Annotated in this window: 17 protein-coding genes; 9 read left to right on the top strand and 8 right to left on the bottom strand. The window is 70.6% G+C overall.

All coding sequences use genetic code 11. The annotated features are described in order from the left end of the window. Positions 1 to 114: 114 nt before the first annotated feature. The gene (locus ACIBNA_RS38365; protein WP_399169876.1) at positions 115 to 309 is read right to left on the bottom strand and encodes a hypothetical protein; all 195 of its coding nucleotides are present in this window, start codon (positions 307 to 309) and stop codon (positions 115 to 117) included. Between the two features lie 77 nt (positions 310 to 386). On the opposite strand from ACIBNA_RS38365, the gene dusB reads away from it, so the two are divergent. Next, on the top strand, positions 387 to 1,520 hold the full coding sequence (gene dusB / locus ACIBNA_RS38360; RefSeq protein WP_399169875.1) for a tRNA dihydrouridine synthase DusB: 1,134 nt from the start codon (positions 387 to 389) through the stop codon (positions 1,518 to 1,520). On the opposite strand, the gene ACIBNA_RS38355 is transcribed toward dusB, so the two are convergent. Both ACIBNA_RS38355 and ACIBNA_RS38350 read right to left on the bottom strand, forming a co-directional pair. Beyond that, positions 1,521 to 3,320 carry a sulfatase-like hydrolase/transferase gene (locus ACIBNA_RS38355; protein WP_399169874.1) on the bottom strand — a complete coding sequence of 600 codons (1,800 nt, stop codon included), beginning with the start codon at positions 3,318 to 3,320 and terminating at the stop codon, positions 1,521 to 1,523. Positions 3,321 to 3,487: 167 nt separating this feature from the next. After that, the gene (locus ACIBNA_RS38350; protein ID WP_399169873.1) at positions 3,488 to 5,425 is read right to left on the bottom strand and encodes a glycogen debranching N-terminal domain-containing protein; all 1,938 of its coding nucleotides are present in this window, start codon (positions 5,423 to 5,425) and stop codon (positions 3,488 to 3,490) included. Positions 5,426 to 5,586: 161 nt separating this feature from the next. Here ACIBNA_RS38350 and ACIBNA_RS38345 point away from each other — a divergent pair, with 161 nt between their 5' ends. After that, on the top strand, positions 5,587 to 6,795 hold the full coding sequence (locus tag ACIBNA_RS38345) for an RNA-guided endonuclease InsQ/TnpB family protein (protein ID WP_399169872.1): 1,209 nt from the start codon (positions 5,587 to 5,589) through the stop codon (positions 6,793 to 6,795). On the opposite strand, the gene ACIBNA_RS38340 is transcribed toward ACIBNA_RS38345, so the two are convergent. Next, positions 6,792 to 8,231 (bottom strand): MGH1-like glycoside hydrolase domain-containing protein, encoded by a 1,440-nt coding sequence (locus ACIBNA_RS38340; protein WP_399169871.1) that lies wholly within the window; start codon positions 8,229 to 8,231, stop codon positions 6,792 to 6,794. The two genes, ACIBNA_RS38345 and ACIBNA_RS38340, sit on opposite strands and share 4 nt — an antisense overlap. 121 nt (positions 8,232 to 8,352) lie before the next feature. On the opposite strand from ACIBNA_RS38340, the gene ACIBNA_RS38335 reads away from it, so the two are divergent. The 3 genes from ACIBNA_RS38335 to ACIBNA_RS38325 all read left to right on the top strand — a co-directional run bounded on the left by ACIBNA_RS38335 (position 8,353) and on the right by ACIBNA_RS38325 (position 13,231). Next, positions 8,353 to 9,579, top strand: coding sequence for an ROK family protein (locus ACIBNA_RS38335; RefSeq protein WP_399169870.1), 1,227 nt, complete (start codon positions 8,353 to 8,355; stop codon positions 9,577 to 9,579). Positions 9,580 to 9,984: 405 nt separating this feature from the next. Beyond that, positions 9,985 to 12,732 (top strand): pyruvate, phosphate dikinase, encoded by a 2,748-nt coding sequence (gene ppdK, locus ACIBNA_RS38330; RefSeq protein WP_399169869.1) that lies wholly within the window; start codon positions 9,985 to 9,987, stop codon positions 12,730 to 12,732. A gap of 199 nt (positions 12,733 to 12,931) precedes the next feature. Beyond that, complete coding sequence (locus ACIBNA_RS38325; protein ID WP_399169868.1) at positions 12,932 to 13,231, top strand: hypothetical protein; 300 nt, start codon at positions 12,932 to 12,934, stop codon at positions 13,229 to 13,231. A gap of 135 nt (positions 13,232 to 13,366) precedes the next feature. Here ACIBNA_RS38325 and ACIBNA_RS38320 read toward each other — a convergent pair whose 3' ends face one another. The 3 genes from ACIBNA_RS38320 to ACIBNA_RS38310 all read right to left on the bottom strand — a co-directional run bounded on the left by ACIBNA_RS38320 (position 13,367) and on the right by ACIBNA_RS38310 (position 15,984). Then, positions 13,367 to 13,885: an NUDIX hydrolase gene (locus tag ACIBNA_RS38320; RefSeq protein WP_399169867.1), complete on the bottom strand. Its 519-nt coding sequence runs from the start codon at positions 13,883 to 13,885 to the stop codon at positions 13,367 to 13,369. Positions 13,886 to 14,049: 164 nt separating this feature from the next. Next, the gene (locus tag ACIBNA_RS38315) at positions 14,050 to 14,532 is read right to left on the bottom strand and encodes a hypothetical protein (RefSeq protein WP_399169866.1); all 483 of its coding nucleotides are present in this window, start codon (positions 14,530 to 14,532) and stop codon (positions 14,050 to 14,052) included. Between the two features lie 9 nt (positions 14,533 to 14,541). Beyond that, on the bottom strand, positions 14,542 to 15,984 hold the full coding sequence (locus tag ACIBNA_RS38310) for a helix-turn-helix domain-containing protein (RefSeq protein ID WP_399169865.1): 1,443 nt from the start codon (positions 15,982 to 15,984) through the stop codon (positions 14,542 to 14,544). A 495-nt stretch (positions 15,985 to 16,479) separates the two neighbouring features. Between ACIBNA_RS38310 and ACIBNA_RS38305 the strand changes: the two genes are divergently transcribed. The 4 genes from ACIBNA_RS38305 (at position 16,480) to ACIBNA_RS38290 (ending at position 18,657) form a co-directional block, all read left to right on the top strand. Next, complete coding sequence (locus ACIBNA_RS38305) at positions 16,480 to 16,998, top strand: hypothetical protein (protein WP_399169863.1); 519 nt, start codon at positions 16,480 to 16,482, stop codon at positions 16,996 to 16,998. Positions 16,999 to 17,039: 41 nt separating this feature from the next. Further along, a complete protein-coding gene (locus ACIBNA_RS38300) occupies positions 17,040 to 17,357 on the top strand; it encodes a DUF6415 family natural product biosynthesis protein (protein ID WP_399169862.1) in 318 nt (105 codons plus the stop codon). Then, positions 17,354 to 17,542 (top strand): hypothetical protein, encoded by a 189-nt coding sequence (locus tag ACIBNA_RS38295; RefSeq protein WP_399169860.1) that lies wholly within the window; start codon positions 17,354 to 17,356, stop codon positions 17,540 to 17,542. Before ACIBNA_RS38300 ends, ACIBNA_RS38295 begins: the two co-directional genes overlap by 4 nt. 626 nt (positions 17,543 to 18,168) lie before the next feature. Continuing rightward, positions 18,169 to 18,657, top strand: coding sequence for an HIT family protein (locus ACIBNA_RS38290; RefSeq protein WP_399169859.1), 489 nt, complete (start codon positions 18,169 to 18,171; stop codon positions 18,655 to 18,657). Positions 18,658 to 19,149: 492 nt separating this feature from the next. On the opposite strand, the gene ACIBNA_RS38285 is transcribed toward ACIBNA_RS38290, so the two are convergent. Further along, positions 19,150 to 20,304 carry an alkaline phosphatase PhoX gene (locus ACIBNA_RS38285; RefSeq protein WP_399169858.1) on the bottom strand — a complete coding sequence of 385 codons (1,155 nt, stop codon included), beginning with the start codon at positions 20,302 to 20,304 and terminating at the stop codon, positions 19,150 to 19,152. Positions 20,305 to 20,514: the final 210 nt, after the last annotated feature.

Raw genomic sequence — 20,514 nt, 5'->3', positions numbered from 1 at the left:
GTCCCGGACAAGGTCAATCTCGGCCAGGCCCTCGACCAGCTTCGTCCGGGCCTTCTCGCCGTGCTCGGCGTGCGGCGGGGCGGGTTGCGCCGGACGTGGTGATCGCGGTCTCCTTCATACCCCGGTCGACGCCGAGCGCGTGCCGCGGCCGCCGTCACATCCCGCCGCCTCCCGCACCTCCGCCGACTCCAGCCTCTGAGCCGTCCGCTCGGCCGTCCCCCGAGCCCACTGCTCACCGCCCCCAGCACCAGCACCGCGAACCCAGATCGCGAGCACCAGCATGCGGCGGCGGTGGCTGAGCTCGGGCATGGGCTTCATCGTAGCCGATTTCGATAGTGTGGCTAACTAATGAATTTTGCCAACTCATGGCACGGCACAATGGAGGAATGTCCACGCCCCTCCAGATCGGTCCGCACACCGTCCAGCCCCCCGTCGTCCTGGCCCCCATGGCCGGGATCACCAACGCCCCCTTCCGCACGCTGTGCAGGGAGTTCAGCGGCGGCAAGGGCCTGTTCGTGAGCGAGATGATCACCACCAGGGCGCTGGTCGAGCGCAACGAGAAGACGATGCAGCTCATTCACTTCGACGCGAGCGAGCGGCCGCGGTCCATCCAGCTGTACGGCGTGGACCCGGCGACCGTCGGCAAGGCCGTCCGCATGATCGCGGAGGAGGACCTCGCCGACCACATCGACCTGAACTTCGGCTGCCCGGTGCCGAAGGTGACCCGGAAGGGCGGCGGGTCCGCGCTCCCGTACAAGCGGAATCTGCTGCGGGCCATCTTGCGCGAGGCGGTCAGCGGTGCCGGCGACCTGCCCGTGACGATGAAGATGCGCAAGGGCATCGACGACGACCACATCACCTACCTCGACGCCGGCCGGATCGCCGTCGAGGAGGGCGTCACCGCCATCGCGCTGCACGGCCGCACCGCCGCCCAGCACTACGGCGGCACCGCCGACTGGGACGCCATCGCCCGGCTGAAGGAGCACGTGCCTCAGATCCCCGTGCTCGGCAACGGCGACATCTGGTCGGCCGAGGACGCCCTGCGGATGGTGCGGGAGACCGGCTGCGACGGCGTGGTCGTGGGCCGTGGCTGCCTGGGGCGGCCCTGGCTGTTCTCCGACCTGGTAGCGGCTTTCGAGGGGCGCACCGAGGACATCGCACGACCCACCCTTCGGGAAGCCGCCGACGTCATGGTCCGGCACGCCACGCTGCTCGGCGAGTGGATCGGCGACGAGTCGCGGGGCGTGATCGACTTCCGCAAGCACGTCGCCTGGTACCTGAAGGGCTTCGCGGTCGGCTCCGAGATGCGCAAGCGGCTCGCGATCACCTCCTCGCTCGAAGAGCTGCGGGCCGGTCTCGACGAGCTGGACCTCGATCAGCCCTGGCCCGCCGGCGCCGACGGGCCCCGCGGCCGTACGTCCGGCAACAACCGGGTGGTGCTGCCGGACGGCTGGCTGAAGGACCCGTACGACTGCGCGGGCATCGGCGAGGACGCGGAGCTGGACACCTCCGGCGGCTGATCAGCCTCCCGAGGCGTGCGGGGTGGAGCCGTACGCCTTGAGGAAGCGGTCGCGGAACGCGCTCATCTTCCAGACGGGGGCGTCGCGGCCGGGCTTGAGGCCTTCCGTCCACTTCCAGTCGGCGACCTTGTCGAGGACCTTCGGGTCCTTCGCGACGATCGACACCGGCACGTCCCGGCTGGCGCGGTTGCCGCTGACCCGGGCCATGGGCTGGTGGTCGCCGAGGAAGACCAGGACGGTGTCGTCGGTGCCGTAGCGCTCCAGCCACTGGGTGAGGCTGGTGACCGAGTACTGGATGGACTTGCCGTACTCCTGCCGGGACCTGGTGGTGTCGGTGATGACGTCCGACGCCTCGTTGCCGGCCTTCTGGACGGCGTCGAAGACCGAGCCGTCGCCGAGGTCGTCCCAGCCGACCAGCTTCGGCAGGGGCGCCCAGGGCTGGTGGCTGGAGGTCAGGATGACGAACGACATCAGCGGCTTGTCGCGCTTCTTGCCGTGCACCTGGCGCTGGAACGCCTCCAGCGCGTACTGGTCGGGCATGGTCGACCAGCTGAACTTCGGGCCCCGGTAGCCCAGGTCGAAGGCGTCGTAGAGCTTGTCGAGGCCGTACCACTTCTCCTCCGGCCAGCCCTTCTGCACGCCCGGCATGACGCCCACCGTGTCCCACGCGCCGGTCTTCCGGAACGCCTTGGTGAGGGTGAGGTGGTCGCCCGCGGTGACCGTGCGGTAGCGGCGCTGGTTGTCGATCCACAGGCCGGACATGGTCGTGGAGTGGCCGAGCCAGCTGCTGCCGCCGAAGGTCGCCGAGGTCAGCCAGCCGCTGCGGGCGTGGAAACCGGCCTTCGTCAGGGCCTCGGTGCTCGTGTCGAGGGCCCGGTCGACGCCGGGTGCCATGATCGGGTCCTCGAGGGCGCTGCGGCCGTAGCTCTCGATGAACGTGAAGATCACGTCCTTGCCGCGCAGGTCCGGCAGCAGCTGGTCGGGTGGAGTGTTGCCGAAGGTGTCCGCCTTCGACTGCCGCACGAACGCCGCCTCGTCCCGCAGCGACTCCACCGTCCGCTGCGCGTGCACCCGCAGGGCCCCGGCCCCGCGCTCGGAGGCGATCGGGCCGCCGAACAGCGTCAGGCCGAGCGCGGAGCAGGTGACCCAGGCGGTGCCGGCGAGCAGGGCGCCCTTGGTCGCCCGGGGCCGGTGGCGGGCCAGCACGTCGGCGAGCCGGATCGTCGCGGCGACCATGACGGCCGCCACGAGCAGGACGAGCACGACCGCACCGACGGCCGCGGCGGTCGCGACGCCCCCGCCCAGCGTGTCCTCGACGTACGCCTGCGCGTCCGGGAGCAGGTCCCAGTCCAGCGCGGCGTTGAAGCCCCGGCCCAGGTACTCGTTGAACCCCATGTCGAGCAGGTTCACCGTGGTCAGCGCGGTGAGACCGAGCCCGTACAGCACCGCCGCCGCCAGCCGGGGCCGGCGCGGCAGCACCAGCATCACGACGGCCCCGATGACCGCCTCCGCCGGGATCCGCGCGAAGCTGTCCGGCTCGACGGCCGGGAGGGTGTTGGGCAGGAGCAGGGCCCCGAGGACCAGGACGGCGGCGAGGGTGGTGGTGGTCAGTCGGAGGGCACGGGCGGCCCGGGGGTGGCGCGTGCGCCAGGTGCGGAGATGGGCGAGCCGGAATCTGGACCCGGGGGCCTCCACCTCATCTGCGAGGACCTCCGCCGCCGTCTCGTCACGCTCCGTCTCGGCCCCGGCCCCTGGGATGCCCGGCTGCGGCGACCGGCTGAAGCGTGTGAAGACAGGCACCCGGAGGTCCTTCCCGTGCGGAACGCGGCGAGGTGGCGGACCCGCGTGGGGGTACGGGTCCGCCGCAGTTCCGTACGGGGCGCCCGGCAGCTGTGTTCAGCTCACCGGGCCAGCGCTCGGCAAACTCCGGGCAAACGACCGGCCAACCGGCCCGGAGAGGGCGGCCCTCAGGCGCCGCCGACCGCCGTGAGCAGTGCCAACGGGGCCGATGCCGAGCGGGATTCACGGACGCACGCGTGCGGGTAGGGCACCGGCTCGGGATGGGTGTCGCGGCCGTAGCCCGCGAGGACCTCCGGCAGCCGGTGGCCGGTCACGCTCGCCGCGTCGACCAGGCCGCGGGCGATCGCGCGGGCCTCGTCGTGCAGCCCGTAGCGGGCCAGGCCCAGTGCGATCAGCGCGTTGTCGTGCGGCCAGACCGAGCCGCGGTGGTAGGAGAGCGGGTGGTAGGCGGGCTGGCCGGCGGCCAGGGTGCGTACGCCCCAGCCGGAGAAGAAGTCCGGCTCCAGCAGGCGCCGGCCGACCTGTTCGCCGTACTCCTTGTCCAGCAGGCCCGACCACAGCAGATGCCCGGCGTCGGAGGCGAGCGCGTCGACCTGCCGGCCCCGGCCGTCGAGCGCGAGCGCCGGGAAGGAACGCTCCGGCATCCAGAAGTCCCGCTGGAAGCGGTCGCGCAGGTCACCGGCCGCCTGCTCCAGCAGGTCCGCGTACGTCGCGTCCTGCCAGAGCGTGCGCGCGAGCCACGCCGTGCGGCGCAGCGCGTCGTACGCGTAGCCCTGGGCGCCCGCGGCCGTCACCGGGCCGCCCGGGCGGGTGCCCTCGGCGGAGCAGATGGCGCCGGGGGAGTCCTTCCAGTTCTGGTTGGCGAGGCCGCCCTGGTCGGCGCGGTAGACGAGATACCCGCGCGAGGTCAGGCCGCCGTGGTCGAGCATCCAGCCGACCGCCGCCCGGGCATGCGGCTCCAGACGGCGGGCCAGGCCCGTGTCGCCGGTCTGCTCGGTATACGCCCCGAGCAGGACCAGGAACAGGGGTGTGGCGTCGACCGAGCCGTAGTAGCGGGCGTAGGGGACCTGGCCGAAGTGCGCCAGTTCGCCGTGCCGCACCTCGTGCACGATCTTCCCGGGCTGGGCGACCTCGCTGACACCGGTGTCCGTGGCCTGGGTCGCGGCCAGCGCGGGCAGCGTGGCGGCGGCCAGCCGGGGCCGGTAGGGCAGGGCGAACAACGAGGTCAGCAGGGCGTCCCGGCCCAGCAGGGTGAGGAACCAGGGCGCACCGGCGGCCGGGACGCGCAGCTCCTCGCCGTCCGGACCCTTCGCCGGGACCTGGAGCGCGGCCAGGTCGGCGAGGCCCCGGGCGCAGGCCGTGGACAGCTCCGGCCAGCCGGCCGGCAGGGCCACGCCCTCCGTGAACCGGCCCTCCCGGTCGAGGAGTTGCTCCTTCAGGGCGGCGGGGGAGCGGGGCACGCGCAGGGCACGCCTGTCGCCGTGCGGGCGGGCCATGACCCGCAGGACCAGCTCGGCCGTGCCGTGCGGTTCGAGGTTCAGGATCCACACCAGGCGGCGGGCGCCGGTGCCGGTCTCCTCCACGGCGTCCGGCTGGGGCTCGGCCGTCACGGTCGTGACGGACCGCCACTCGCCGCGCCGGTAGCTGAACTCCACGCCGTGCCCGAGGACCTGGCGGGAGCGGACGGCGCCGGCCTTCGTGTAGGTGCGGTGGTCGGCGCGCAGTTCGAACTGGTCGGTGAAGTCGGCGTCGGCCGTGACCGCGAGGCGGACCGTCGTCGGCGCCGGGCGGTTGCTGGTGACCCGCAGCGACTCCACGAACGAGGCGTCCCCGACGGCCTGTTCGCGGAAGAGCGTGTACGCGGGCGGCTCGTTGCGCCCGCCGCGCGGGACGAGGACACAGCGCGCCGTGTCCCCGTCGGCCACGGGCGTCAGCGTGTCGGGCACGGCCCCGTCGACGGTGAGCTGCCACCGGCTCAGGTGCCGCGCGTCCCGTACGAACATTCCGTCCGGGGCGCTGCCGCCCCGGTAGCCGCTGATGTCGCCGCGGTCGCCGACGGCGGCGAACGTCCCGCCGTGCACGAGCAGATGATGCCGGTCCGTCATCGGCTCTCTCCTTCGTGGATACCCCGGCCTTCAGGCCGGGGAGGAAACGAAGCTCCTGCGGAGCAGGGCAGAGGAAGCCGGTTCGCCGCCAGGGCGGACCGGCATGTACCGTCCATCGGTCGATGCCTGTTGCTCACACGGGAGCTGATAGAATGTGAGGCATGGCGCAGCAGGTCAAGCGGGCTTTCAAGTACCGCTTTTACCCCACGGACGAACAGGCAGCTGAGCTGTCGCGTACGTTCGGCTGCGTCCGCCTCGTGTACAACAAGGCGTTGGAGGAGCGCACGCGGGCCTGGTACGGCGAGCAGCGCCGTGTCTCTTACGTGCAGTCGTCCGCCGCACTCACGGAGTGGAAGAAGACCGAGGAACTCGCCTTCCTGACGGAGGTCTCCTCCGTCCCGCTCCAGCAGGCGCTCCGCCATCTTCAGGCTGCGTTCGGGAACTTCTTCGCCAAGCGCGCGAAGTACCCGCGCTACAAGAGCCGGAAGAAGTCCCGCGCGTCGGCCGAGTACACCCGCAGCGCCTTCAAGTGGCGTGACGGGCAACTGACTCTGGCAAAGGTGCCGGAGCCGCTGGACATCCGCTGGTCGCGGCCGCTGCCGGAGGGCACGGAGCCGACGACGGCGACCGTGTCCCGTGACGCGGCGGGACGCTGGTTCGTGTCCCTGCTGTGCGAGGACACCATCACCCCGGTTCCCGCCGCAAATGCGGCGGTCGGCCTGGACGCCGGGATCACCTCCCTCGTGACGCTGTCCAGCGGAGAGAAGATCACCAACCCGAAGCACGAGCGGCGTGACCGCGCTCGCCTGGCCCGCGCACAGCGTGAGCTGTCGCGGAAAGCGAAGGGCTCGGCGAACCGGGAGAAAGCCCGCCGCAAGGTCGGCAAGGTCCATGCGCGGATCGCCGACCGTCGCCGTGACTTCCTGCACAAGCTGTCGACTCGGCTCGTCCGTGAGAACCAAACGGTCGTGATCGAGGACCTGACCGTCCGCAACCTGCTGAAGAATGGCAAGCTTGCACGCGCGATCTCGGACGCGGCGTGGACGGACCTGCGCATGATGCTGGAGTACAAGTGCGCCTGGTACGGGCGCGAACTCGTCGTGATTGACCGCTGGTTCCCCAGCTCGAAGCTGTGCGGAACCTGCGGCACGATCGCAGCGAAGATGCCGCTGAACGTCCGCGAGTGGACGTGCGAGTGCGGCACCGTGCATGACCGCGACGTGAACGCGGCACGCAACATTCTGGCCGCCGGGCTGGCGGCGTCTGCCTGTGGAGACGGTGTAAGACCTCAACGGGAGTCCTCCCGGACGGGGCGGTCGTCGGTGAAGCAGGAACCCCAGCGGGCGACCGCTGGAATCCCCCGCCTTTAGGCGGGGGAGGAAGTCAACCCCGGTCCTCTCCCTTGATCATCATCGATCGCCGTGACGCCGTTCCTGCCCCCTGCGGGCCGGTCGTGCAGCAGGTCGAGCGTGAGCGCGGCGGTCCAGCCGAAGCCGGTGGCGCCGCAGGCCTGTCCGGTGTACGGGTCCACGTACTCCGCGAAGCCGGAGGCGCCCGCGGTGTGCAGGATCCCCTTGCGCAGGGCGTCGGCCCGGCCGCGCTCGCCGTGCAGCCGCAGCCCGCGCTCCAGCAGCCAGTTGGTGTTGAACCAGGCCGGGCCGCGCCAGTAGCGGTGCGGGTCGAAGGCCTCGCCGAGCAGGTCGTAGCTGGGCACCAGCCGGGTCGTGCCGCCGAGGCCGAAGTGCGGGCCGCAGACGGTGCGCACCAGGGTGGCCGCGAGGTCGCGCGGCAGGGTCGGCAGCAGCAGCGGGACGAGCCCGGAGACACCGCGCTCGGGGATCAGCTCCCCGGCGCGCACGTCACGGCACAGGAACATCCCCGCCGACGGCTCCCACAGCCGCTCCACCAGGGCGGCGGTGAGCCGCTCGGCGCGGTCCTGCCGGGCCGAACCCGCCGCGCCCAGCTCGTGGGCGATCCGGGCCAGGGCGTGCTCGGAGGCGATGAGCAGGGCGTTGAACGCCGGGTCCTCCACGGCGAAGTCGCCCGGTCCGTCGGCATACCCACGATCCCGGTAGTCGCTCGCCAGCCGCACGTACCGCCCGTAGTCCAGATCCGTCGGCCGGTCCTCGGGGGAGCCGTGGTCGAGGTCGGCGCGGCGGAAGGAGCGGGCCGGGGCGGGAGTGACCCGGGAGAGCGGAAGGTCCCAGCAGGGACTGTTGTCCATACCCTGTTCCCACGGGTGCACGACGGACACCAGCCCGCCCCCGCCCAGGTCGCGCCGGTGCAGCAGATACCGGTGCCAGGCCGCGAGCCGGGGATACACCCGGGTGAGGAAGCCGCGCGCCCGGGACAGACCGGGGTCGGCGAGGTGCACCAGCCACGCGGCCAGCGCGTGCACCGGTGGCTGCACGATCCCGGAGGTCTGTACGGTGCGCGGGGCGCCCGCGGCGCGTCCCGCGGTCGAGGAGCGCCAGAAGTCGGGGCTCGGGAAGTACGCGTCGAGCGGGACGGAGGGGTTGAAGACGATGTGCGGGATCCGCCCGTCCGTCCACTGGGCCGCCAGCAGCGTCTCCAGCTCCGTCTGGGCCCGTAACGGCGACACGTGCCTCAGGCCGATCGCGATGAACGCCGAGTCCCACGACCACTGGTGCGGATACAGGCCGCGCGAGGGCACGGTGGACGTGCCCGTCCAGGCGGCCTCCAGCACGGCGGCGGCCCTGACGTGCAGGGGCGACGCGGCGCTGGACGGATCGTATGCAACGGTTCGTCCCGTGGGACGAGGGGCGCGTTGGGCGGTGCTGTCCACTCGGGGCTCTCCGGAAAGACGTCCGGCCGACAGGTTCGGCTGCGGCTACCGTGGGGTTACGTCTATTTAACACGCAAAACCCACTATGTAAGGCAAGGTTGAGAAACACAAGGGGGTGTGCATGACCGGACGGCCCGTCAGGACGGGACGAGGTGCCGGCCAGGCGAGCGCCGGCGAACTGCTCCAGCTGGTGCGCAGTCGCCGCGCCGTGACCCGGGGTGCGCTCCAGCAGGCGACCGGACTGTCCCGGGCCACCGTCGGGCAGCGGCTCGACCGGCTCTTCCGCGCGGGCTGGCTGCGCGAGGGCGCCGGGGGGCCGGTGGACTCCCCGCTGGGCGGGCGCCCCTCCATCACCCTGGAGTTCGACGACGAGCACGCGGTGGTCCTGGCCGCCGACCTCGACACCCGGCACGCGCGGGCGGCCGTGCTGTCGCTGAGCGGCGAGATCCTCGCCGAGCACTCCGGCACCCTCGTCGTCGAGGACGGGCCGGACCTCGTGCTGGGCGAACTCGGGCGCTGGTTCGGCGAGTTGCTGGAGAAGACCGGACGCGGGGCCGAGTCGGTGTGCGGGGTCGGCCTCGCCGTGCCCGGCCCGGTCGACACCGAGACCGGCCGCGTCGTCCAGCCGCCGATGATGCCCGGCTGGGACGGCTACGAGATAAGGGACCGGCTGGCCCGGGCGCTCACCGAGCACACGGGCGCCGCCGAGGTGCCGGTGCTGGTGGACAACGACGCCAACCTGATGGCATACGGCGAACAGCGCACCGGCTATCCCGACTGCTCCGCCTTCGTGCTGGTCAAGGTCTCCACCGGCATCGGCGCCGGGGTCGTGGTGGACGGCGCGGTGTTCCGGGGCATCGACGGGGGTGCCGGGGACATCGGGCACATCCGGGTGCCGGAGGGCGCCCGGATGCTGTGCCGGTGCGGTTCCTACGGCTGTCTTGCCGCCGTCGCGAGCGGTGGCGCGGTGGCGCGGCGGCTGGCGGAGGCCGGGGTGCCGGCGGCCTCCGGCTCGGACGTGCGGGACCTGCTGGCGTCCGGGCATCCGGAGGCGGTCGGCCTCGCCCGGGAGGCCGGGCGCCGGGTCGGGGACGTGCTGGCGACCGTGGTGACGCTGCTCAACCCCGGGGTGCTGATGATCGCCGGAGATCTGGCCGGAACCCCCTTCCTCACGGGCGTGCGCGAACTGCTCTACCAGCGGGCGCTGCCCCGCTCCACCGCCCACCTGGACGTCGTGACGTCACGGCTCGGCGAGCGGTCCGCGCTGGCCGGGGCCGGGGCGATGGTCGTGGAGCACCTCTACGCCCCCGAGCGGGTGGAGGAGCGGCTGCGCGCGCTCGGGGTGTGACGGGGACATTTCGGTCCCGAGACGCGTCCGCATGGTGAAATTCCGTCGGCTGTGGCAGCGTGATTCTCGCCACCCTTGATAAGGGTTGCGCTCAGATGAGCGGATCTTGAGCGGCTGCACTTCTCCAAAGGGTGGCACTGAGTGCCACCCTTTGATCGTTCATCGAGCGAAATCAATCGTGCCGAACGCCGCTCACATGAGCGCTCAACGGCCTCAATGGAGGTTCGTGCGTTCAAGAAGTGAAAACATACGGCTGTGATCGCTTGCCGAGCTTTGACTTTCGATCCGCTGGCGGACGAGTGGTTACAGGCGTATGACGCGCGAGTGGACGTACCCAGACGCCTTTGATCTGGGTATGTTCCTCGCCGTCAGGGCAGCCACCGCGTCCTCGAGGAGTCGAGACCCGTGTCGGAAAACAAAGATCCCCACGTAGCTGAGCACGGTAAGAGTGTTGAGGGCGTGAAGTTCGTTTACGACTTCACCGAGGGCAACAAGGACCTCAAGGACCTCCTCGGTGGCAAGGGCGCGAACCTCGCCGAGATGACGAACCTGGGCCTTCCGGTCCCGCCCGGCTTCACGATCACCACCGAGGCTTGCAAGGTCTACCTGGACAGCGGCGAGGAGCCGGCGGCACTGCGTGACGAGGTGAGTGCGCACCTCGACGCGCTGGAGCAGCGCATGGGCAAGAAGCTCGGCCAGGCCGACGACCCGCTGCTGGTGTCGGTGCGGTCGGGCGCCAAGTTCTCCATGCCCGGCATGATGGACACCGTCCTCAACATCGGCCTCTCCGACAAGTCGGTGCAGGGCCTGGCCAAGCAGGCCGGCGACGAGCGCTTCGCCTGGGACTCCTACCGCCGCCTCATCCAGATGTTCGGCAAGACCGTCCTCGGCGTCGACGGCGAGCTCTTCGAGGACGCGCTGGAGAAGGTCAAGGAGACCAAGAAGGTCACGGTCGACACCGAGCTGGAGGCCGCCGACCTCAAGAAGCTCGTCACCAAGTTCAAGAAGATCGTCAAGACCGAGGCCGGCCGGGACTTCCCGCAGGACCCGCGCGAGCAGATGGACCTCGCCATCCACGCGGTCTTCGACTCCTGGAACACCGACCGCGCCAAGCTCTACCGCCGCCAGGAGCGCATCCCGCACGACCTGGGCACGGCCGTCAACGTCTGCTCGATGGTCTTCGGCAACCTCGGCCCGGACTCCGGCACCGGCGTCGCCTTCACCCGCGACCCCGCCTCCGGCCACCAGGGCGTCTACGGCGACTACCTGCAGAACGCGCAGGGCGAGGACGTGGTCGCGGGCATCCGCAACACCGTGCCGCTCGCGGAGCTGGAGCGGATCGACAAGAAGTCGTACGACCAGCTGATGCAGATCATGGAGACGCTGGAGAACCACTACAAGGATCTCTGTGACATCGAGTTCACCATCGAGCGCGGTGTGCTGTGGATGCTCCAGACCCGGGTCGGCAAGCGCACCGCGGGCGCGGCCTTCCGCATCGCGACCCAGCTGGTGGACCAGGGCCTGATCGACGAGGCCGAGGCGCTCACCCGCGTCAACGGCGCCCAGCTCGCGCAGCTGATGTTCCCGCGCTTCGACGAGAGCGCGAAGGTCGAGACGGTCGGCCGGGGCATCGCGGCCTCCCCGGGCGCGGCGGTCGGCAAGGCGGTGTTCGACTCCTACACCGCCGTCAAGTGGTCCCGTTCGGGCGAGAAGGTCATCCTGATCCGCCGCGAGACCAACCCCGACGACCTGGACGGCATGATCGCCGCCGAGGGCATCCTGACCTCGCGCGGCGGCAAGACCTCCCACGCGGCCGTGGTCGCGCGCGGCATGGGCAAGACCTGTGTCTGCGGCGCCGAGGAGCTGGAGGTCGACACCAAGCGCCGCCGGATGACCGTGCCGGGCGGGCACATCGTCGAGGAGGGCGACGTCGTCTCCATCGACGGCTCGACGGGCAAGGTCTACCTCGGTGAGGTGCCGGTCGTGCCGTCGCCGGTCGTGGAGTACTTCGAGGGCCGGATGCACGCCGGTGCCGAGGACGCCGACGAGCTGGTCGAGGCGGTCCACCGCATCATGGCGTTCGCCGACCGCAAGCGCCGGCTGCGCGTGCGGGCCAACGCGGACAACGCCGAGGACGCGCTGCGGGCCCGCCGCTTCGGCGCCCAGGGCATCGGGCTGTGCCGCACCGAGCACATGTTCCTCGGCGACCGGCGCGAGCTGGTGGAGCGGCTGATCCTGGCCGACACCCAGGCCGAGCGCGAGGAGTCCCTCAAGGAACTGCTGCCGCTCCAGAAGCAGGACTTCGTCCAGCTCTTCGAGTCGATGGACGGCCTCCCGGTCACCGTCCGCCTCCTGGACCCGCCGCTGCACGAGTTCCTGCCCGACATCACCGAACTGTCGGTGCGCGTCGCCCTCGCCGAGTCCCGCCAGGAGCCGCACGAGAACGAACTGCGCCTCCTCCAGGCCGTGCACCGGCTGCACGAGCAGAACCCGATGCTGGGGCTGCGCGGGGTGCGCCTCGGCCTGGTCATCCCCGGCCTGTTCACCATGCAGGTCCGGGCGATCGCCGAGGCCGCGGCCGAGCGCAAGGCCGCCAAGGGCGATCCGCGCGCCGAGATCATGATCCCGCTCGTCGGCACGGTGCAGGAGCTGGAGATCGTGCGCGAGGAGGCCGACCAGGTCATCGCCGAGGTCGAGGCGGCCTCGGGCACGAAGCTCAAGCTGTCCATCGGCACGATGATCGAGCTGCCGCGCGCCGCCCTGACCGCCGGCCAGATCGCCGAGGCGGCCGAGTTCTTCTCCTTCGGCACGAACGACCTCACCCAGACGGTGTGGGGCTTCTCCCGGGACGACGTGGAGGCCAGCTTCTTCACCGCGTACCTGGAGAAGGGCATCTTCGGCGTCTCCCCGTTCGAGACGATCGACAAGGACGGCGTCGGCTCCCTGGTGAAGCTCGCCGCCGAGGCCGGCCGCGAGACCCGTCCCGACCTCAAGCTCGGCGTCTGCGGCGAGCACGGCGGTGACCCGGAGTCGGTCCACTTCTTCCACGAGGTCGGTCTCGACTACGTCTCCTGCTCCCCGTTCCGTATCCCGGTGGCCCGGCTGGAGGCGGGCCGGGCGGCGGTGCAGTCGCAGGGCAGCGACCACCGGTAGACCGTGGCCCGCGCGCGACCACCTCACCGTGGCCCGCGCGGGGCCGCTCAGGACCCGGAGCCGTCGGCGGTCCCCGACCACCCTCACCGATCGCGGCGGCTCCGGCGTACGGAGGAGAGCGGGGGCGGCACCTTTTGTGCGGAGGTGCTGCCCCCGCTCTTCCGGCTTGGTCCGGGGGCCAGGTGCGGGACACTCGGGCATGGACAACACACCTGCCCCGGGCACCCTGAGCACGGGCCGTCGTTCGCACCTGGACGAGGCGCTGGAGATCTTCGAAGCGGATCTGAACCCGGGCGACCCCGTGCACCGCAGAGCGGGACAGCTCGCCAATCTCGCGGTCCAGGTACTCGGCGAGTACGCGGACCTCCTCGGCGAGGCCGACCGGCATCTGCCACCAGCCGAGCGCACCCGCGTCGTGTCCGCGCACAAGGAGCGTGCCCTCGAGGGGCTGTCCCGGCTCGCGGAGATCCTCGACATCGAGATCGACGACGCCGACTGACGGACCTTCAAGGGCGCACGTGGGCCGGCTCCGCGACTGCGTCCGTGGACGGTCTCTCGTTCTCGCGATGATCCATCAGGACCGGGTGCTGGGGAGGCGGACCTGATGTCCACGTCGTGACGGGCCTGAAGGCTGTCAGCGGGGCAGTCCTTCCCGCAGACATACGACGGTTCCTGTCAGGGCGGCCGTGTGGAGCGCGGTGAGGGTCGGCAGCGGGGTGGCCAGCCGGGTGGACTCGAGGTCGGTGAGGGCGAACAGGCCGTGCTGGTCGTGTTCGCTGCTGCACGTGACGGTCTGTCCGGGGGCTAGACGGCCGCCGTGGAAGTAGAAGTCGATCACCGGGCCCGTGCCCTTCACATCGGCCCGGTGGTCGTAGCCGATGAGCCGGGGCGCCCGGTCCAGGGCGATGCCGGTCTCCTCGTGCAGCTCCCGGCACGCGGCGCCGACGGGGTCCTCCCTGTGGTCGAGCATGCCGCCCGGCAGCCCCCAGAGCCCGACACCGGGCTGGCCCTCGGCGTAGCGCAGCAGCAGGATCCGGTCCTCGGCGTCGAGGAGCAGCACGCACGACGCGACGATGGTCTGCGGCAGCGTCTTGACCCACTCGTCACGCGGCAGCACGCGGTGTACGTCGGTGGCGGGCACGGTCGTGTCCACGGTGGTGTTCCTTCCGTCGGCCGGGCAGCCCGGGACGAGCTGCCCGAACGGTGGAACGGCTGGACGCGCCGATGGTCACCGGCAGGCGCGGGTCAGGTCCGCGCTGGAGATCCGGGCCCGGGCGGGCCTCGGGTTCCAGACTGGAGAGAAGTACGGGGTGGACGTCAGCGTCGTGCAGCCCCGTCCGGCCACACGACGTCTACCGGGAGCCCTGCCTCCCTGGCTTCGAGCACAGTGTCCGCGGTGCCGCCGCCCTTGCCGCTCGGAGGCTCTCCGTTCCATACGGCGACGAGACGGGTCGCACGCTTCAGTAGCGTCCGGTTGGCATCCTCGTACGCCGAGCGGTTCGCGGTCTCGTGGTCCAGGACCACGACTTCGGCTGCGGCATCGATGAGCCGGTCGAAGGTCTCTTCGTGATCGGGCTTGACCTTGTTCTGCCGGTAGTCCTGCGACGGAATCACCACGACGAGACGGCCACCGAGCTCGACGACGACCTCGGCGAAGATCGAGTCGGATCCTTTCGCGATGCACGAGACACCAGTCAGGTCGCTGGCGTACGGCTTCAGCGTCTCCCGCAGCGCGTCGCGTACGAGGGGCACGCTGCTGTCGGTCAGGTCCATGTGCCCAGTCACGGCGATCGTGGTCACGTTGCTCCTTCAGCTCGACAGGACTTCGCGGATCCTTGCCCGCGCTTCCCAGACCGTACGCGATGCAGACCGCCCCACCGTGTACGGGTACAGCTGGCCGAGCTGGGTGCGGACGCGGCTTGACCTGGTGCGGGAGGCGGCGTCGACTGCCCGGTGGGTGTGGTCGACAGCGCTGGCCACGTCCCCCATCAGGAAGTGGGATTCTGCGAGTCCGATCAGGTCCAGAGCGTGACTGCGTCCTGCCTCGGAACCGCGGCCAGCGAGGGCGCTCCGGATGTTCTCGGCGGCGGATTCTGCGTGCTGCTGTGGGTCTGCGCGAGCCATGTCCAGCAGACGGCCGCCGGTGACACCGGCAAGCTCGGCTTCGTCGAAGTAGGAGATCCAGTACGGCTCTTCGTCTGCTTCGGCTTCGGCGAGCACCTCAATGGCCTCGCCGGTGGCCCGCCGGAACGCCGCAGCCCTGCCCATTGCCGCGTACGCCCACGCCTCGCGCGTATGGAGCATGGCCCGCACGCGAGGACCGGCTGCCTGCTTGGCTCGCTTCTGGGCAAGGTGCACGAGTTCGAGGGCATCTTGCGGATGGTCCCGATAGAGCATCTGTCGGGCCATGCCAGCCAGCACGTTGGCACCGAACGCTACGTCGCCGGCGGCGTGAGCGGCGCGCAACGCCAGCATGTAGTAGTTCTGCGCCTGCTTCTGAAGCCCGGAGTCCCAGGCCATCGTGGCTGCCGTGCCGCTGAGGTAGGCCATGACCTGGAAGAGCCCGCGCTCGATGTCCGGCGCCTGGTGCTCTTCGAGGTGACCGGCAACCTCGTTGAGCTGTCCAACCACAGCTTTTCGGCGCAGGCCTCCGCCGAACCGGTGGTCCCAGGCCCGGAAGGCGCGTGCCGTCGTTTCCAGCTCCCGGACTTCCCGTTGTCCGATGCGGCCCCGGCGGTGCGCTGGGTGTGGTGGCGCGGGCTTGAGCCAGCCCTCCAGGTGATCGAGCAGGTTGGCCCCGGACAGGGCGGTGCCAGCGAGGGCACGTGTGGCTGAGCGGCGGTCCATCACGAGATCGCTCCTGGTCAGATCTGCTGCCAGGCCTACGGTCGCTACGGGTTCCCAGGGTCCGTCATCTGATGTGCGTGCGGCTGGAGGCGTTGGCGGGTCTGGGGCACCGGACTGTCTTTCCCACGGCCGGTCGGCGAGCCCTACCATGCGCCCGGGGATGCGCAGCCCGTCGGCGATGCGGCAGATCACGTCGAAGCTGGTGACCTGCTGCTGCCCATTGATGATCGTGGAGACCTTGCCGGGGGTGAGCTGGCAGGCCGCCGCAATGCGGTTCTGCGACAGGCCGCCCCATTTCTTGATGAGTGAGAAGGCCGCGGAGAAGTCGTGCTCTGCCAGGGCGCGCTTGACGTCTTCCCGTTCGAGGATTTCAGGGGCGAGCAGTCCAGGGGTGATGGCGTCCATGGGGCCAACTTCCGGTGTGATCGTATGCGCTTCGTCGCGCCGTACCGAACCAGGAACGAGTGTATTACCGCCTCGGTAACACCCGCCGGTCATCCCGCTTTTGCGCGCTGACGACGACTCTCGATGCAAGACAGATCAAACCCCGGCGACCGCGCGAACGGCCCCGGGGCGTGGCCAACGCTGCAAAGGAGCGTCGACAATGGCTTTCCTATCACGAGCACTCGAACGGGTAAGAGCGGTGCTGTTCGGACCGTGCACCCCCGGTCGGCACCGCCGCACCTCCGCGCCGTGCGCGGTGCTCCCCATGCCTTCTCATCAGCCGTCGCCTGAGGTACGGGGCATGCGGCTCATGGCCGTACGCAGTCACCGCCGGGAACGGCAGGTGCCTCCGCCGTGGGAGGACACAGGCGTCCTGGTCAGGCCCTACGTGGCGCGCCTGGGTGAGCGCGTCTACGCGGGCGCCCAGGCAGGCCCGTGGGGGGATGCATGATGGTGGTGAAGGCACGCACACAGTCCGGTCCGCCGTCCTCGGCCACCATCTCAGGGTGGCTGGCCTCCGGCCACCCGTCGCCGAGCACGGCCCGCAGGGAGTGGGACAGCGCTGCGGGGCTCGCGATGATCCCGCTCGGACACTCCTTCGACGCCGTCCGCATCCCCGCAAACGTCGTGCACGCCGCCACCGGAAGCACCGACCCGTCCGTCGTTGAGGCGCGACTGGCTCAGTACCTCAACGACGGCCCGGTCATCCATGACCCGGGGTTCGCCCGCTACTACGTGCTCGTGCCGCCCGGCACCGTCTACGAGTGGCCTTCACCGGTCGTGGAGTGCCTCGGTGAGGCAACCACCTACCTGGGCGTGCCGCGCGTGGACCGCATCGGCCTGGACGAGGAGACACAGGCCTCGTACTGGTCGGTGGTGATCCCCCGGCCGGGCGTCTTGTGCAAGGCCGCGGACGTGGTGGCCCTGGTGATGGCGGGCGGCTGCCTGTCCGATGACGAGGACGATGAGTCATGACCGTACCGGCAACGAGCGTGCTGCCGCTGGACATTAGGGCCATGCGTGCCGCAACCGAGCGCGTGCTTGGGCGGGGAGCCGGTCCGCTCCTGGATGAGGAGCTGGAGACTCTGCGGGTCCGGCTGCGGGGGCACCTCCAGTTGCTTCACCCCGAGGTGGAACGGGCAGCTTCCCTTCTGCCCAGGGAAGACGACCTGCGCGAGCGCGCCCTGACCGGCGCCGGCGAGGCCCGGATGAAGCTCCGCCTGGGCCCCGGGGACACACACTTCGTCCGTGTCGCGGTCGTACAGAAGCTCGCCCGCTCGGTCCGTGCCCTGTGCGACGACTACGCGAGCCTGTCGGGCGAGGGCGCGTCGTGATCGCGCCCGTGACGGAGGCCCCGCCCCGATCGGCGGAATGCACGCTCGCCCAGCGGCCCGAGTACAAGGGGCTGCACGGCGCCTGCCGCCAGACGGAGGACGTCCCGCTGCCCCACGCGTCCGGCATCCTGCTCCAGCGCCGCTGTGGCTGCTCCTGCCACAGACGTACCCAGCGCAGAGCCTGACCTGCCGCCCCGGCGGAATGGGTCCCTACGGCGACCGTCCGGGTCGGGGTCGCACCCCCATGGACGCTCCTCCGTCGTGGATCGCAAACCGCGGCGGAGGGGGCCGGGTCCGGGTCCCACAACGCCCGTCCCGTCGGAGGACCGTAAGCCTCCGGCGGGACGGGTCCCCCCCCAGACTCCCGCCTCCCGGTCCGTTGTGTCGGCAGACGCCGTGTCCCCTCCCTAGGTCGTGTCGCTTCGGGCCGGTGTTGAGCTTCTGGTCCGTGTTCGCACTCGGATGCGACAGATGTTCTACGAGCGGTGCCGAGCGGTAGTACCTCTTGATCATTTCGAGTTGGCCTCTTGTCACCAACCAACGGGCCAGGGGTTACGCCCACCTCGAATCCAGCCGCGAGTAGCGCGGAGGTATGCCCAGACGCATGACCAGCCGGGCGGTCAGGACCGCAGGTGCGCGGTGGGCAAATGGAAGGCAGACAGGTAGACAATGAAGTTCCTGGCAGCGGGCGATCTCGGTCGCGAATCCGCCTACCAGGAGCTTCATCGCGTTGCGCGTGGCCAACCGACAGCCCTGGCAACCAGGTTGGCAGTCGACTGCATGACTGTGGCTCTGTAATAGGCTGGCGCGCGTGGATGTGACGGGGTGTCTTGGGTGCGACCTTCTGGCTGGGCGCCGGGAGTTGCCCGGAGGCATCCTGCACGAAACCGTTGCCTGGGTGGTGAACCACGTCGTCGGTCCGATGAATCTCGGCACCTTGATCGTCGGTCCGCGGGAGCACGTCGTGGCTGTCGCGGAGCTCGACGACACGGCAGCGGCGGAACTCGGCCCTTTGCTACGCGATACCGCTCGTGTCGTTGAGACGTTGTGCCAGCCTGAGCAGACCTACGTCTGCATGTGGTCGCATGGCCCCGACACGCGCAAGCACCTGCACATCGCGGTCCAGCCGGTGACCGCGGAGGTGCGGGCCCGTTACGGCGGGCTGCGCTCCGAGCAACTCCAGGCCCGGATGCTTGCAGACGGTGACGAGTCGGACATCGCGGATGTCGAGCAGTTCTGTGAGCAGGCTCGCGAGCTGTTCCGAGAGATCGCCGACGGCAGCGTCGAAGACCGTAGCTGATCACCGGTCCGGGCCGACGTCACGTCGTGGCCGGGCGAGCACATGCGTGGCAGTCGTGCGGTCTTCTCCGTCACGCACTCTCAACGTGAGGTTGGAAAAGGCTCAGTGTCTTCAGGTCGCAGCCGTCGCCGGGTGGGAGATCGCCTTTGAGGAACCGGTCCATCGCGGTCCGGATGGCGTTCTCGTTGCGGGCGCGAGTCTCTGCGTTGATGCGCCCCATGGGGTGGGGATCCTCACGAGGTGGCGCCGATGGCGGCTGGGAAGGTGGCCCTCCAAGTCGACCGTGAGACGAGCCTTTTCCGCCTTATGGTTGCGGCCGATCGATCCGGACGGAGAGACGCGCCTCGCCCGCGGCAAGTGGCGCGCCGTGCTGTAGACCTCCTTGGCTGGCCCCGCCCGTCTGCTTCCCCCGTGGCGGACGGGCGGGGCCTCTGCGCGGCGGTGTCGGGGTCACTCGACGGGGACGGAGACCCTGGTGCCGAGGGCACTTGGTTACGCGCGGAACGGGCCCTTCACCTCGTACGTGATGCCGCCCGAGGAACTGCCGCTCGTGCCGCGCTGGCTGGAGAAGTACAGGCGGGTGCCGTCCGGGGAGAAGGCCGGGCCCGTGATCTCCGAGCCGGACTGGCCGTCGACGCGGAGGAAGGGGGCGACCACGTCGGCGGGGGTGATGACGCAGATCTCCATGGTGCCGCCGTCCTCGGCGACGAAGAGGTCGCCGGAGGCCGAGCCGGTGACGTTGTCGACGCCGGTGAGCGGGGCCGTGCCGCTCACCAGTGAGTCGTCGTAGGCGAGTTCGATGGTCTGGGCGGCGGCGTTGTACTGCCAGACGCGGTTGTCGCCCTTCGTGGTGAACCAGCAGGTGTCGTCCGCGTAGTAGCAGCCCTCGCCGCCGTTGAAGCGCTTGGCGCCGGAGACCTGGTTGCGGGTGGCGGTCGTGCCGGAGGGGTCGGGGACCCGGGCCCAGGTGACCGGGCCGCTGGTGCCGCTGCCGGCCACGAGGACCTCCAGCGTGCCGGCGGACAGGTTGCCCCAGGTCGTCGGGCGGAAGCGGTAGAAGCAGCCGTCGCTGACGTCCTCGGTCAGGTAGATGACCTGGCGGACCGGGTCGGCCGCCGCCGCCTCGTGCTTGAAGCGGCCCATGGCGTCGCGGCGCACCGCCGCCTTCGTGCCCCAGGGGTCGGTCTCGTAGACGTAGCCCCGGTCCACCTCCTCGCAGGACAGCCAGGTGTTCCACGGCGTCTTGCCGCCCGCGCAGTTCTGCCGGGTGCTGGAGAGGATGCGGTACGCGCCGGTGATCGCGCCCGTGGACGAGAACTTCACCGCGCTCGCGCCGCCCGAGGGGTTGATCTCGGAGTTGGAGACATAGATCCAGCCCGTGCCGTCGGCGTAACAGGCGCCGCCGTCCGGGGCGTTGTGCCAGGTGTACGACGTGGTCCCGACCCGCTGGCCCGACCGGGCGATGACCCGGCTGGTGAAGCCGCTGGGGAGTCTGATGCCGTTGGCGTCCGGGGAGCCCAGCGGCCCGTAGGGGCCGGCGCCGGGCTGGGCCGGGGCCGCGTACGCGGCGCCGCGCCACAGGGTTCCGCCGAGGGCGGCCGAGGTGCCGCCGAGGACGGCCGCACGCAGGAGGCTACGACGTTCCACTCTCACTCCAAGAGGTGCCGTACCGCCCTGCCGCCGGTCGACGGCAGGGTTGTGCGTGGGGGGAGGCGGGAGGGACGCTATGGGGGCAGGGTTGACGGGGCATGGATAACTCATGGCGGCGGGACGGCATGCTGTGTGCCGCCTGTGGGGTCAGGCGCCCGCAGGCCTCGACTTGTTGTTCGTGGGCTCACGTTGTCTTTCCTGGGGGCT

This window comes from Streptomyces sp. NPDC050164 (assembly GCF_044459945.1).
GTDB lineage: Bacteria > Actinomycetota > Actinomycetes > Streptomycetales > Streptomycetaceae > Streptomyces > Streptomyces coeruleorubidus_A.
Note: the sequence above shows the minus strand (reverse complement) of the source record. Positions and strands in the feature narration are given on the sequence as shown.